12 protein-coding genes are annotated in these 14,883 nt (G+C 50.0%); 9 read left to right on the top strand and 3 right to left on the bottom strand.

The window, feature by feature from the left end:
* Positions 1 to 17: 17 nt before the first annotated feature.
* A complete protein-coding gene (locus D0B88_RS01775; RefSeq protein ID WP_151054576.1) occupies positions 18 to 1,097 on the bottom strand; it encodes an ABC transporter permease in 1,080 nt (359 codons plus the stop codon).
* A complete protein-coding gene (locus D0B88_RS01770; protein ID WP_151054574.1) occupies positions 1,087 to 2,646 on the bottom strand; it encodes an ABC transporter ATP-binding protein in 1,560 nt (519 codons plus the stop codon). Before D0B88_RS01770 ends, D0B88_RS01775 begins: the two co-directional genes overlap by 11 nt.
* Positions 2,647 to 2,864: 218 nt before the next feature.
* On the opposite strand from D0B88_RS01770, the gene xdhA reads away from it, so the two are divergent.
* The 9 genes from xdhA (at position 2,865) to D0B88_RS01725 (ending at position 12,645) form a co-directional block, all read left to right on the top strand.
* Positions 2,865 to 4,370, top strand: coding sequence for a xanthine dehydrogenase small subunit (gene xdhA, locus D0B88_RS01765; RefSeq protein WP_225318486.1), 1,506 nt, complete (start codon positions 2,865 to 2,867; stop codon positions 4,368 to 4,370).
* Positions 4,363 to 6,759 (top strand): xanthine dehydrogenase molybdopterin binding subunit, encoded by a 2,397-nt coding sequence (gene xdhB, locus D0B88_RS01760; RefSeq protein ID WP_225318485.1) that lies wholly within the window; start codon positions 4,363 to 4,365, stop codon positions 6,757 to 6,759. Before xdhA ends, xdhB begins: the two co-directional genes overlap by 8 nt.
* On the top strand, positions 6,759 to 7,619 hold the full coding sequence (gene xdhC, locus D0B88_RS01755) for a xanthine dehydrogenase accessory protein XdhC (RefSeq protein WP_151054572.1): 861 nt from the start codon (positions 6,759 to 6,761) through the stop codon (positions 7,617 to 7,619). The genes xdhB and xdhC overlap by 1 nt, the downstream gene beginning before the upstream one ends.
* A gap of 34 nt (positions 7,620 to 7,653) precedes the next feature.
* Positions 7,654 to 8,160 (top strand): 2-oxo-4-hydroxy-4-carboxy-5-ureidoimidazoline decarboxylase, encoded by a 507-nt coding sequence (gene uraD, locus D0B88_RS01750; protein ID WP_151054570.1) that lies wholly within the window; start codon positions 7,654 to 7,656, stop codon positions 8,158 to 8,160.
* Between the two features lie 81 nt (positions 8,161 to 8,241).
* Positions 8,242 to 8,580, top strand: a complete 339-nt coding sequence (uraH, locus tag D0B88_RS01745; protein WP_007639922.1) for a hydroxyisourate hydrolase — start codon at positions 8,242 to 8,244, stop codon at positions 8,578 to 8,580.
* 92 nt (positions 8,581 to 8,672) lie between these two features.
* Positions 8,673 to 10,082: a guanine deaminase gene (gene guaD / locus D0B88_RS01740; protein WP_151054568.1), complete on the top strand. Its 1,410-nt coding sequence runs from the start codon at positions 8,673 to 8,675 to the stop codon at positions 10,080 to 10,082.
* Positions 10,070 to 11,299 carry a urate hydroxylase PuuD gene (locus D0B88_RS01735; protein WP_151054566.1) on the top strand — a complete coding sequence of 410 codons (1,230 nt, stop codon included), beginning with the start codon at positions 10,070 to 10,072 and terminating at the stop codon, positions 11,297 to 11,299. Before guaD ends, D0B88_RS01735 begins: the two co-directional genes overlap by 13 nt.
* Positions 11,300 to 11,320: 21 nt before the next feature.
* Positions 11,321 to 11,623, top strand: a complete 303-nt coding sequence (locus D0B88_RS01730; RefSeq protein WP_151054564.1) for a DUF1330 domain-containing protein — start codon at positions 11,321 to 11,323, stop codon at positions 11,621 to 11,623.
* Between the two features lie 89 nt (positions 11,624 to 11,712).
* On the top strand, positions 11,713 to 12,645 hold the full coding sequence (locus D0B88_RS01725) for a S9 family peptidase (protein ID WP_191966492.1): 933 nt from the start codon (positions 11,713 to 11,715) through the stop codon (positions 12,643 to 12,645).
* A gap of 380 nt (positions 12,646 to 13,025) precedes the next feature.
* Here D0B88_RS01725 and D0B88_RS01720 read toward each other — a convergent pair whose 3' ends face one another.
* Positions 13,026 to 14,681, bottom strand: coding sequence for an endonuclease (locus D0B88_RS01720; protein ID WP_225318484.1), 1,656 nt, complete (start codon positions 14,679 to 14,681; stop codon positions 13,026 to 13,028).
* Between the last annotated feature and the right edge of the window lie 202 nt (positions 14,682 to 14,883).

Here is a 14,883-nt window from a genome sequence, read left to right as displayed (position 1 = left end):
ACATCTATACCCTTCGTTTATACCTTGTGTTCTTTTATGGTTGGGTTGCTGCCGGGCACCAGGCGATAGCTAATCAGCAGGTCGCAGGCCAGCAAATAAAACAGCAGCATGCCCTGGAATAATCCGGTGATGGACTTGGGCAGACCCTGATCGATTTGCGCCATCTCGCCTCCCAGGTAAGTAAGCCCTAACAGACAACTGGCGAGCAGGATGCCGAGCGGGTGCATGCGCCCCATAAACACCACAATAATTGCGGCATAACCGTAGCCCAGCGAGAGGGTGGGAATCAGTTGCCCCACCGGGCCGTTGGTTTCGGAAATGGCGGCAATACCGGCCATGGCGCCACTGAATAACAGCAGCAGCCAGATGAGTTTTTTACCGTTAAAACCGGCAAAGCGTGCAGCGTTGTGGTTCTCGCCCATCACCCGCAATTGGAAGCCGAGCAGGGTGCGGGTGAGCACCACCCAAATCACCACCAACATAAACAGCGCGATAAAAATGGCGATGCTCACGCGGTAGTCCTCAAACAACACCGGCAACAGGGTCTGGCTGGCAAAGAGCGCGGACTCGGGAAAGTTGAGCCCTTCCGGGTCTTTGAGCGGGCCGTGCACGCCCCACAACAGCAGGTTCACGGCGATATAGTTGAGCATGATGGTGGTGAGAATTTCGTTGGCGTTAAAGCGCGTGAGCAAGAGCGCGGCAATGCCCGCCCAGACCAAACCCGCCAAGGCGCCGCTGGCGATAATCACCGGCAGCACCCAAACGCCTTCGCTATCCGCCAACTGCAAGGTCACTGCGCCGCCAACCAGCGCGCCAAATACAAACTGGCCTTCGGCGCCGATATTCCAGATTTTGGCTTTGAAGCAGAGCGTTAACCCAATCGCACAGAGCAACAGCGGGGTGACTTTTACGGCCAGTTCCGACAGGCCGTACAAATCGCTAATCGGGGCGATAAAAAAGGTGTAGAGGCTGCCCAGCGGCGGGCGCCCAAGCAGCGCAAACAACAGCGCACCGGAGACGAGCGTGAGCAGCAGGGCGAGCAGGGGCGACAGGTACATCATCGCGCGGGAGTCTTGCAGGCGTTTCTCAATGCGCATGGGCAACCTCCGCTGCTGTGTTGTCAGCGAGGTGGCTGCCAAAGTTGCCGGTCATCCACTGGCCGAGTTGCCCCAGAGGCACCTCCGCTTTAGCTGCCAACGGTGACAGGCGCCCGCCGCACAGGGCGCCGAGGCGATCGGCCAATAAATACAATTCATCCAAATCTTCGCTGATCACCAAAATCGCCGCGCCCTTATCGCGCAGCTTGATCAGCTCCTGATGAATCAAATTCGCCGCGCCCACATCCACGCCCCAGGTCGGGTGAAAACACACCAGCACTTTCGGGTTTTGCAGAATTTCACGGCCGATAATAAATTTTTGCAGGTTGCCGCCGGAGAGGCTTTTGGCGCTGGCATCGGCGCCGGTCGCTTTGACTTTGTATTTGGCGATGATGTCGGTGGCGCGGTTTTTAAGTAGCGGCCAATTCAGCCAGCCGAATTTTCCGCTTTGGTTGATGTAGCCAGTGAGTAGATTATTTTCGGTCAGGCTCATATTGCCCAGCGCACCGCGCCCGATCCGGTCGGCGGGCACCACACCCATGCCCAGGCGACGACGCTGTTGCACGCCGAGTTGGCCAATATCGTTGCCGCCCAATAACAGGCTGCCGCTATCGCTGCGCAGCTCGCCGTTAATCAAATCCACCAGTTCGTCTTGCCCGTTACCGGCCACACCGGCAAGGCCAAGAATTTCGCCCGCGTGTAACTGCAGTTGAATGTCTTGCAGGTGAATCGCAAATGCATCGCGCGGTTTCACCGTAATCTTATCGAGCGCGAGCAGGCATTCACCGGCGCTGCCGGCGGGCATGGAATCCTGCAATTCCAATTCATCGCCCAGCATCAGGCGCGCCATTTGGGTGGGGCTTGTTTCACTCGGCACACAGGTGCCGGTGACCTTGCCGCCGCGCAGAATGGTGGCCTTGTCGCACAGTGCATTCACTTCGTGCAATTTGTGCGAGATAAACAAAATGCTGCACCCTTTGCGCGCAAGTTTTTTCAGCACAGCAATCAGCTGTGCCACTTCTGGCGGCGTGAGTACGGCGGTGGGTTCGTCAAGAATTAGCAGTTGGATGTCCTGCAGCAGGCAGCGAATAATTTCCACCCGCTGTTGTTCGCCCACCGACAAACTGTGCACCAAGCGGTCAGGATTTATCGCCAGGCCATATTCATCGCCCACCGCGATAATGCGTTCGCGCAATCGCTCCAAATTGCCGTATTCGGCAGGTGTTAAATAGAGCGCGATATTTTCGGTCACGGTCAGGGTTTCAAACAGGGAAAAGTGCTGGAACACCATGCCCATCCCCAATTGGCGCGCATGGGCGGGGCCGCTAATGCTCACTTCTTTATCGTTCCACAGCATTTGCCCGGCATCGGGTTTCACCACGCCGTAAATCATTTTCATCAAGGTACTTTTACCGGCGCCGTTTTCGCCGAGCAGCGCATGGATCTCGCCCGGTTCAACCTGCAGGCTCACGCTGTCGTTAGCGATACAGCCGGGGTAAGCCTTGGTGAGCGCTAATAGCTCAAGGCGCATGGCCTTTTTTTCAGACATAAATCAACTCGCTCATAAACCTGACTATCTGGACAAAAAGATAAGTCGGGTTGAGCAAATTGCATGCCATTCACTGCCATAAACCGCGCTTTGCAAAAAACCTATGAAAAATTGTCTGTTTGGCCAGACTTTTGCTTTGGCCTTGGCAGGTTCGATTTTTTTAGCCGTGCCAGCGAGGGTGTAATACCCGTGCAAGGCAGGCAAGTGGAGGAGGTATTGTGCGGTTGGTGGTGAACAATAAACCGGTTGAAGGTGTGGATGCGGCAGCAGATATGACGCTGCTGCGCTACCTTCGCAGCGGTCAACAATTGATGGGTACCAAAGAGGGCTGTGCCTCCGGTGATTGCGGCGCCTGCACGGTGATCATTGGGCGCCCCAGCCCGCAGGGCCTGGCTTACAGCACGGTGAACGCCTGTATTTGCCCGCTCGGCAGCCTGCAGGATTGCCATGTTTTTACGGTGGAAGCACTCGCCGCCAGTGCGGATTCCCTGCACCCGGTACAGGCCGCGATGGTGGAATGCCACGGCTCCCAGTGCGGCTTTTGCACCCCCGGTTTTGTGATGTCGCTAGCCAACTTGCAGCTCAATGAGGGCGAGCGTTTGGCACAGGCGGAGGATGCGGTACAGCGCGCGGCGGTGATTGATGCTATCTCCGGAAACCTGTGTCGCTGCACCGGTTATCGCCCCATTGTCACGGCGGGAATGGTGGCCCTTAAAAAACCTGCCCAAGTGGCCAGTTTTGTGCAAGAGTGGGTGCCGAATGCACCTTTAGCGGGCAAAAATCCTGAGTCGGTGGCGCCTGTTGCCGCGCCGCTATTACAGGGTGATGGCAGCAGTTATTGGCAGCCGCACACCGAAGTGGAGTTGCAGCAACTATTGCACGCCTATCCCCACGCGCGTTTGGTGGCCGGTGGTACGGATTTAATGCTGGAGGTTACCCAGCAGTACAAATCCTTGGCGCACCTGATTGATCTGAATCGGGTGGAGACATTACAGCAGATCGAGATCAATGAGCGCGAAGTCATTCTCGGCGCGGCGGTGTGTTACAGCCAGATGGAAAAGTCCCTGCGCGATCTCTCGCCGGAATTTGTCGCGTTGCTCGGGCGCTTGGGCTCGCGGCAAATTCGCAATCGTGGCACCTTGGGTGGCAATATTTGTAATGCCTCGCCCATCGCCGATAGCCCGCCGTATTTATTGGCGCTGGATGCGGAAGTGGAAATTGTGAATGGGCGCGGTGAAGTACGCCGTGAAAAGCTGACGCAATTTTATCGCGATTACAAAAAAACCAGTTTGATGACCGGTGAATACCTGGCGCGCATTTATATCAACCGCGCGCACTTAGCAAAACCATTGAAGCTGTTCAAAATCAGCAAGCGTTATGAAGACGATATCTCCGCCGTGATGGGTGTATTTTGCTGGAGCGGAAAAACAACGAACGAATTTTTCATTGCCTTTGGCGGTATGGCGGCGATTCCAAAACGTGCCAGTGCCACCGAACAATTTTTATCGAATACCAATTGGTATGTTAATGGTGTGGTTGATGAAAATATTCTCGAACAAGCCTGCGATGTATTGCGCAGTGAATTTTCACCACTGAGTGATGTGCGTGCCAGCGCTGAGTACCGCATGGCCATGGCGTGCAACCTGCTTAAAAAATCCTGTTACGAATTTGCTGCAGAAGCCTCGGGCAATCAAATTGAAACGAGGTTGTTTGCCCATGCGTAGATTAATCACCAATTCTGAATTGTCTCCGGCGATTGTGGCGCCAGCATCCAACGGTGGTGTTGGTCACTCCACCGCGCATGAATCGGCACACAAACATGTGCGCGGCGCAGCGGAGTATGTGGATGATTTGCCGCTACTTCCCGGCACCATATTTGTCGCCACCGGTCAGTCCACTAAACCCCATGCGCGTATTCGCACGCTGGATCTAACCGCCGTAAAAAATGCGCCCGGTGTACTCGATGTCATCGTACAAGGCGATATTCCCGGCAAGATCGATGTGGCGCCGGTGTATTCCGGTGATCCCTTGCTGGCGGGCGAACTGGTTGAATTTATCGGCCAACCCATTTTTGCAGTGGCGGCCACCAGTTTTGAAGCAGCGCAACGCGCGGTAGTGTTGGCAAAGATCGAGTACGACGAATTGCCTGCGCAATTAACTGTGGAGGATTCACTCGCCGAACAGAGTTTTGTATTGCCCCAACATCAATTATTGCTCGGCGATCCCGATGCGAGTATCAGCGCCGCGCCCCATCACTTAAGCAGTGAAATTTATGTGCGCGGGCAGGAACATTTTTATCTGGAAGGGCAAATCAGTGAAGCGCGGCTAACGGAAGATGGCGGCATTCATGTGATCAGCTCATCGCAACATCCCACCGAATTGCAAAAATTAGTCGCTGAAGTCCTGGCTATTCCGTTTCATTTAGTGGTGGCGGAAGTGCGGCGCATGGGCGGTGGTTTTGGTGGTAAAGAAAGTCAGGCGGCACCGCTTGCGTGTATCGCCGCCTTATTTGCGCAGCGCACCCGTCGCCCGGTGCGCTACCGCATGCCGCGCCGCGACGACATGGTACAAACCGGCAAACGCCACGATTTTTTAAATCGCTGGCGAGTTGGTTTTAATAGCGAAGGCAAATTGCTCGGCGTGGATATGTTGCTCGCCGGTAAGTGCGGTTTTTCTGCCGATTTATCGGAAGGTATTGTCGACCGCGCCATGTTCCATGCAGACAACGCCTACTTTTTAAATAACGCTCGCATTCTGGGTTTGCGCTGCAAAACCCACACGGTTTCCAATACTGCCTTTCGCGGTTTTGGTGGCCCAAAAGGTATGATGGCGATTGAAACCATCGTGGAAGATATTGCGCGTTATTTGGGTAAAGACCCGCTCGATATTCGTAAAACCAATCTCTACCAACCCGGTGCGGATGAAACGCCCTACGGGCAAAAAATTGAGCAGCATGTGCTGCCAGCGTTAATCGAACGGTTGGAGCAAAGTTCAAGCTATCGCGCACGCCGCGTTGCTATCACCGAATTCAATAAAACCCATCGCACCTTGAAAAAAGGGCTGGCGCTTACGCCGGTAAAATTCGGTATTTCATTTACCGCTAAACATCTCAACCAAGCTGGTGCGCTGTTGCAAATTTATACCGATGGCAGCTTGTTGATTAATCACGGCGGCACGGAAATGGGCCAGGGGCTTTACACCAAAATCCAACAAGTTGTTGCCAGCGCTTTTGGTGTGAGTGTGCAGCGGGTGATGGTGTCATCCACCCGTACCGATAAGGTGCCCAATACTTCACCTACCGCCGCGTCATCCGGCACTGATTTAAATGGCATGGCCGCTAAAGATGCGTGCGACAAAATCAAAGCCGATTTAATTGCTTTCGCCGTTGAGCATTTTCAGTTGGACGCAGCACAAATTAGTTTTGCGCAGGACCAGGTAGTGCTGGGTGAGCAGGCTATGAGTTTTGCTGAATTTATTAAATTGGCTTATCTCAATCGTGTTGCTCTCTCGGCTACCGGCCATTACCGCACCCCAAAAATTTATTACGACCGCGCCAAAGCCAAAGGCCAGCCCTTTTTGTATTTTTCCAACGGTGCGGCGGTGGCAGAAGTCACGCTGGATTGTTTAACCGGCGAATACAAAGTTGAGCAAATTGATGTGCTGCACGATGTGGGTAAATCGCTCAACCCGGCCATTGATATCGGCCAAATTGAAGGCGGATTTATTCAGGGCATGGGCTGGCTCACCACAGAAGAATTATTGTGGGATGAAAAAGGCCGCCTTATATCCAATAGCCCTGCCAATTACAAAATTCCTACCGCGTTTGATGTGCCGGAAAAATTCAACGTGGAATTATTTGATGAGCCGAATCTGGAAAATACTATTCACTTATCCAAGGCAGTGGGTGAGCCACCCTTAATGCTGGCGATTTGTGTGTGGGCGGCACTGCGCGATGCTTGCAGCAGCACAGCCGATTATCAATTCAGCCCACGCTTGGATACACCCGCAACGCCCGAGCGAATTTATTGGGCGCTGCAAGAGTGCGCGGCGTTTAATAAAGTGCGCGCAGCCGGTGTTGCACAAGCGACCTCAGTGAATACAGGAGACGCCTAATGGCACTGCTTAATTGGTCAGCCGCGATTCAACACTGCCAGCAAAGCGGTAGCGCCTATGTGATCGCCACCATTATTAATACCCAGGGTTCAACCCCGCGCGATGGCGGCAGCAAAATGGTGATTGCGGCGGATGCCACCTACGACACCATTGGTGGTGGTCAGCTGGAGTTTTTGCTGGTGCAGCAAGCACGTGAATTGCTCGCGCAAAATAAAAACTGCCAGGTATTAAAAGCGATTCCACTCGCGGCAGAGGCGGCGCAATGTTGCGGTGGTAATGTCACGGTGATGTTGGAATGTTTTGCGGCCTGTGCCTGGCAAATCGCGCTGTTTGGTGCGGGCCATGTATGTCAATCCTTAGTCACTATTCTCGCCGGGCTGCCGTGTCAGGTGCGGGTGATTGATAATCGCCCGGAATTAATGGCAGCGCCGCTGCCCGCGAATTGCCGTTACGAATTTTATGCCGATCCCACAGAGGCCGCTGTGTGCCTACCCGACAATTGTTGGGCAATTATTTTTACTCACGACCACACATTGGATTTTGCGCTGTGTAAAACCCTGTTATCTGATCAGCGTTGGGCCTATGCAGGAATGATTGGTTCGCAAACCAAAGCATTGCGTTTTCGCAAACGTTTAAGTGATTCCGGTTTTGCGGATACAGCCATAGAAAAAATTCACAGCCCGATTGGCTTGCCGGAAGTGAAAGGTAAATTGCCAATGGAGGTTGCGGTATCCATTGCGGCGCAATTGCAAAGTTTGTATTACCAGACCGCTGCACCGCAAACGGGGATCTCCAGTTCCTGGCGCGATATTAAAACTATTCTGCAACAACAAAAAACCACGACAATTTTATGCGAGTAATTGGGGTGGTGAATGTTTGCTGGGGGAATAAATCATGAAGTTGGATGAATTTAATCATCTGCCTGCGGTGGATGCGGTAAGTGCACTGTACGGCTGCTGTCATTGCCAGCATTGGGCAGAAGCAGTATCGGCACGTCGCCCTTTTGTGCAGTGCGAGGATTTATTAATCGCCGCGCAGCAAGTCTGGGCGCGCGCCAACGAAAGCGAAATGCTGGAAGCCTTTTCCGGCCATGCACGTATTGGTGACATCGAATTATTGCGTTCCCGTTATGCCGGTCGCGCCACCCAGGAGCAGGGTCAAGTGTTGGCCGCGAGTGACGCAGTTATTCAGGAGCTCTATGCACTGAATCAGGTATATGAACAGCAAAATGGTTTTATTTTTATTGTCTGCGCCAGTGGCAAATCCGCAGAAGAAATGTTGGCGCTCTTAAAAGTGCGCATCGGAAATTCGCGCAGTCAGGAGCTGGTTAATGGTGCGTTGGAGCAGGGGAAAATTACCACGCTTCGGTTAATGAATTTGATTGAAGATCATGAGTGTTAAAAAGGGAGTCGTCATTCTCGCGAGCATGGGGATATGACAAAATTGTGATTTAAGAATCTTATAGTTTGCGGAAAATATTTTATGCAAAAAGCACCAATTACAACTCACATTCTTAATTTGGATAGCGGCAAACCTGCGGCGGGTGTACGTGTAACCCTGCACCGTCTGGACACCCAGGAACCTATCGCCAGTGCGACTACTGATGGTGATGGCCGAATTATGCAGTGGGAAAATACTTTTGAAATTCAGGCGGGTAATTATCTCCTGCATTTTGCGGTGGCGCCTTGGTATGAACGCCAAGCGCTGAGCAATTTTTATCCGGAAATCCAGCTTATTTTTCGTGTGGTAAATCCGCAGGAGCACTATCACGTGCCGTTGTTATTGAACGCTTATGGTTATTCCACTTATCGCGGCAGCTAGGTTTTTGATTGTTATGGATACCGCGTGTTCGCGGTTATTAAAAAAAAGATAGTTTTAATTTTTCTGTTTTAATTTTGTTGTTAAGGCTGGTTATGAGTGATGTTGCGGTAGGAATGGAAAGTATGGTGAATGCGATAGGTGCGAATAATGCGGCAGCGGCGTTTCGCGCAAAAATTTTACATTTCACCGATCAACCCGATCCCATCACGGGTGCCGGTATTGAGTATTTTGATGATGGGGTGTTGGTTGTTGAACAAGGGCGAGTCAAGGCTTTGGGCGATGCACAACACATGGCGGCGGCAGGATTTGATTTACAGTCGTGTCAACATTTTCCCGATCAATTAATTATGCCGGGTTTTATCGACAGCCATATTCACTACCCACAAACTAGCGTGATTGCTTCCTATGGCGAACAGTTACTGGATTGGCTAAACAACTATACCTTTCCCTCTGAAGCGCGTTTTGCTAATGCGGAGTTTGCCGCGCTCGCTGCTCATGAATTTCTGAAAATTCTTCTCCAAAATGGCACCACTACGGCCATGGTTTACACCACCGTATTTGCGCAATCGACTGAAGCTTTTTTTTCTGCCGCCGCGCAGATGAATCTGCGCATGATTAGCGGCAAGGTAATGATGGACCGCAATGCGCCGGATTATTTGCTTGATACACCGGCGAGCAGTGAACAGGATTGTCGCGCCTTAATTGAACGTTGGCACCAACAGGGGCGGCAACTCTATGCGCTCACACCGCGGTTTGCACCCACCAGTACCCCGGAACAATTGGCGGGGACGGGAAAACTTTACGCGCAATATCCCGGTTTGTATTTGCAAACCCATCTCTCTGAAAATTTACAGGAAATGGCGTGGATAAAAGAACTTTACCCCAGAGCGCGCGATTATCTGGATGTGTACGATCAATTTGGTTTGCTCGGCCCACGCAGTGTATTTGGCCACGGTATTCATTTGAGTGATCTTGAGGTTGAGCGTTTGGCACAAACGGGTTCGGGCATTGCTTTTTGTCCGACCTCAAATTTATTTTTGGGTAGTGGCTTGTTGGATATGGCGCGGTTGGAGAACGCCGGTGTTCCCGTGAGCCTTGCTACCGACGTGGGTGGTGGCACCAGTTTTTCGCAATTGCGTACCCTTGCTGAAGCTTACAAAGTGCTGCAATTGCAAGGGCAAAATTTGCATCCGTTAAAAGGGTTTTATATGGCCACCTTGGGTAATGCACGTGCGTTGCAATTGGATAATTACCTCGGCAATTTTGCGCCGGGCAAAGAAGCTGATTTTGTGGTGATTAATTTGGGTGCAACACCGTTACAGGCATTGCGGCAATCATCGGTGCAGAGCGATTCACCGGATTCAGTGAAAAGTTTGGCAGAAAAACTGTTTGCATTAATGACCTTGGGTGATGAACACAATATCGCCCACACCTATGTGATGGGTAAAAAAGTATTTAGCCGCGCACCCGCTACAGAAGGAGCATTGTCATGGGCGATTTAATTAACCCGCTGGTATTGGAGTGGTTAAATCTGGCATTCCGCTGGTTTCATGTGGTCGCGGCCATTGCCTGGATTGGTGCATCATTTTATTTTATTTGGTTGGATTTGAGTTTACGTGAGCCGCCACAATGGAAAGCGGATAAAGGCGTAAAAGGTGATTTGTGGGCAATTCACGGCGGCGGTATTTATGAAGTGGCCAAATACCATTTGCGCCCGCAAGAAATGCCCAAAAAGTTGCACTGGTTTAAGTGGGAAGCTTACAGCACCTGGTTGAGTGGCACCGGCTTGTTAATATTAATGTATTACCTGCAAGCACAAACTTATCTGGTGGGGTACAACACCCTGATTCAATCACCAGGTTGGGCGGTCGTTGCCAGCATCGGTTTTATTCTCGGTGGCCAAGCGCTCTACGAATTATTGTTGCGCACACCGCTGGTAAAACGCGGATTATTATTTGCCGCAATATTGTTGTTGGTGATTAGTGTGGCGAGTTATTTGGCGCACTTGTTATTTTCACCGCGCGCTGCCTATTTGCATGTCGGTGCAATGATTGCCACCTGGATGGCAGGCAACGTGTTCTGGGGAATTATGCCTGCGCAGCGTAAATTTGTGGCGGCAGTCAGCAACAATGAAGCGCCGGACACCTGTGCTATGGCCTTCGCCAAGTTACGCTCAACGCACAATAATTATTTAACCCTGCCGGTTATTTTCTGCATGCTCAGCAATCACTATTCTTTTTTGTACAGTCATGTTTATTCCTGGCTGGTATTGGTTGCAATAGGTTTATGTTTGGCATGGGGCAGGCACTTTTTTAATCTCAAACATTTGGGTGTAGTAAAGCCGTTTATTTTGTTGAGCAGTTTTAGCGGCCTGGTATTGGTTGCGGTGCTAATGGCAGTGACATCGCCCGCGAGTATTGCCGCTAAACAAGCTGAAAAAGCGGCAATTGTTACTTCAGCAGAACAAAGCGTCAGTACCGATGAGCGCATTAACCAATTAATTCACGTGCACTGCACCAATTGTCATGCGGCTGTGCCCTCGCAACCGGGTTTTAATGCCGCACCTGCTGGTTTGGTGATTGATTCCACTGTGCACCTTGCTGCGCAAAAAGTGCGTGCATTACCGGCTTTGTCATCGGGCTATATGCCACTGGGAAATTTTCATCACATGACTGATTTGGAACGTAAAACCCTGATCGATTGGCTTGCGCAACAATAGCGGATGAGTGCAGGAATTATTATGGCTGCTTATGTGATTGTCGATATTGAAGTACATAACCCCGAAAACTATAAAGATTACCTCACGAAAATTACGCCCACAGTATTTGCCTGCAACGGACGCTATTTAGTGCGCGGCGCAAACGCCGAGGTCGTTAGCGGTAACTGGCAACCCAAACGTTTGGTGGTGATGGAATTTCCTGATCTCGCCACTGCCAATCATTGGGCGACTTGCGCGGAATATGCCCCCATCCATGCACTGCGCACGGCGAATGCAACGGCCAATATGATTATTGTGGAAGGCAGTGTGGATTACACAGGGTGAAAATTGTAATTCTTAAATTTTTCTAATTGTATAAGTGTGCACTTTTATGGCGTTGCCATTTAATGGCGATAATTAATCGGGTGAAGCTAATGATTCGTTTAAAGTACGTTAGGTTTTTAGCGGTAGTATTTTGTTTTGTCGCCATCACTGGTTGCGTCGTTAAGCCAAATCATGCAACCCCCGTTGGATCTGTTTATGTCGAGCAGCCATTATTTATCGATAATGGTACTTATAAAATTCCTGCCATTTTAGTAAAGCCAACTCAGGCAACCGGCAAACCATTTCCGGTGGTGGTGATGTTGCATGGCACTGCATCGCAGAAAAATGAAGTGGGGGGATTGTATCAACGTTTGGCTGTTGATTTGGCCGAAGCCGGTATCGCCTCCGTGCGTATCGACTTTGCTGGTACTGGCGATAGCCCGGTGGATTATCGCTTTTATAATCTCACCAGCGCCCAGCGCGATGTTGCCAGCACGCTGGATTATCTAACTACTCTGCAGGATATAGATGCACAGCGCATTGGCCTGATTGGATTTAGTCAGGGCGGATTAATTGCACAGCTCGTTGCCACAAAAGATGCTCGCATTAAATCGCTGGTTGCCTGGTCCAGTGTTAGTGGAAATGGCACTGGTGTTTTCCAATCCTTTTTTGACGACTATTATGCAGAGGCAAAAGCCAATGGTTTTGCAGTCGTAAAATTCCCTTGGCGCCCCGAGCCATTAAATTTTGGTTTGCAGTGGTTTGAAGAAGTTAAAGCCAATAGCAGTTTGCAGGACTTAAAAAATTATCACGGAAAATTACTCGCAATTGCCGGTACAGCGGATACCTTGGTTCCCTACGAGTCATCGATAAATATAATCAACCACGCCGGTACCACCAATGCAGAACTCCACCTTATCAAAGGTGCAGATCATATGTTTAACATTTTAGGTTCAGCTACGGCGAATGGCTTGGCGGAAGATCAATCTACGGCGGAAATTGTACTTTCAATAACCACTTACTGGCTTGATAAAAATTTATAGATTTTTATTGTGCGTAACGGATTAATCCGCAAGTTGATTTTTGCTGCGTTTTCTCGTTTAATGAGAATGTTTTTCAACTTGTTATGAGGGATAGTATGTTTTCTGTATTAGGGCCAGTAGTGATGCTGGGAATGTTCGCAATTTATGTGTTAGTCATTTGTTTATTCATTGTTATGGTTATATCCATAAAACGTATTGCCGCGTCGCAGCAGGAAATAGCAAAGAGCCACAATGAAATCGTAAAACAGCTGGCTAGTATTGCCATAGAAATTAGGAACAGAGAAAAATGATTTTTCGTTAAGTCATAAAAAACCAGCGATTAAGCTGGTTTTTTATTTTTATGTTTATAGATTTTATAATTCAAAACAAAGCGTATGGTCTTATTGTCTACGCAATCTAACTAGACTTAATAGCAACAATAAACTTAACCAGTTTAATGAGCCGCTACCCGAGCCGCTGTTAGTGGCTGACGCAGAAGCGGTTGAGCTGCTGGAAATAACAGTGCTGCTTGCGCTACTGCTTATGGCCGTAGATGAGCTGCTTGATAATATGGCGCTACTGGCTTCACTGCTTATGCTGCTGCTTGATTCATTGCTTGTAGTACTACTGCTGCTGGAAGACGATGTTACGCCGCAGAAATCGCCCCACAAACTAAGTACCCAATTTGGATTATCAATAAACGGATTGCGGTTTCCTTGCCATTCCTGAATACGATGGTTGCGGCGCATTTCAAAATTATCGACCGGGTCCAGCTGACTCCACTCAACCAAAGTACACAACTTACCGATATTGGCATCACCGCTTGCCATGGCCGTGTTATCCACTAAAACCAAATCCGGTGTGTTGCCATCGGTGCCTTCATAACGCACATCCATATAAAACATCATGCGCGCCACATCGCCTTTTACCGCATCACGCGGTTCCCATGAATCGTCATCAGTAAAGGTATCGGGTGCTTCACCTTGCGCAGTGCCACCATTATCAAAGGCTTTGTTACTGCGTGAACTGTTAACGGTTTTATCTTCCGGGCGCAGGTGATGAATATCGGTATAGGCGAATTGATTGTCATCAGGAAAGCCGTAGGATTTTGCCCAAACATGTTCGCGGTTCCAGGAGTCGTTATCAAATCCAGGTTGCCCATCGCGATCATTTTTATCCGCCGAGCGGCCGCTGTATAACAACAATACATTTGCGGTGTTATCCGGGTCTTCGTCGGCATATTGCAGCGCGCTCCACACTTGGCTGTAGCTTAAATTAATATGGCCGGTGCGAATAATATTGTGTAGCGCGACGCGCAACTCAAATCCTTCAAGTCCCATTGCCGGTGCATAATACACATCGTAGCTATAAGGTATTGCTAACGATGATGAGCTGGCAGATGACAAACTGCTTATACTACTGCTTTCACTCGATGTAACGCTGGAACTTGAGCTGCTACTGATTTCTTCAGTGCTACTTGAACTGCTGCTTATACTGCTAGTTGTATTGCTACTCGACGCCCCACCACCGGAGCAATCTTGCGTGAGCGGGCCGATGCCGGGGCTATCCGCAGTGCTGACTGCCCACTGCGCGTTGGTTGCCGGCGTTGTGTTATCAACGCGATAAATCGATACATCAACCGCTGCAATTGTCCAACCGCTAATACCGTTTTCCCATGCAACTGTATCTACATCGACACCATTATTTTTTAAAACAAATAAATCACCGCTGTTGCCCAGCGCAAGCGACATACCTGTCAAGTTGGGTGCAAAGCCGTAGCGTGTGGTAAACGCATCTGCCTCGCGCGCAAATGTTAAATAACTATTTGGCTGAATCGTGCCGCTCAGGTTAAGTACCGGCGCGCCTTGTTTGTCTTGCAAGGTATAGGTGCTCAGATCAATCGCATCACAGCCCGCATTAAAAAGCTCGATCCATTCCAATGTGCTGTCCAAACCATTGGGTGGATCGTAAAGCACCTCTGAAATTAAAACCTCTGCCTGCAATGGCAGTGAAAAAGCCGCAATCAACGCGGCGGGTAAAAAAAGACTACGTTTCATTTCTATCACCTGCTTAAAGTGGTTAATAACCGGATCAAAACTCAGATCGATCATCAAGCAGTGCAGGTAAGCGAGAAATGATTTAATAGAACTCAGGTTGAGTTGTTGTTAATGCTTATAAAAGAATGGGTTAGCGTTGATCAGTAAGTTTATTTAAGATAATAATTTACCGATATGAGTAGGGCAAAACGCTATAGGCGCA

Origin of the sequence: Cellvibrio sp. KY-YJ-3 (assembly GCF_008806955.1) — a bacterium.
Taxonomy (GTDB): domain Bacteria; phylum Pseudomonadota; class Gammaproteobacteria; order Pseudomonadales; family Cellvibrionaceae; genus Cellvibrio.
Note: the sequence above shows the minus strand (reverse complement) of the source record. Positions and strands in the feature narration are given on the sequence as shown.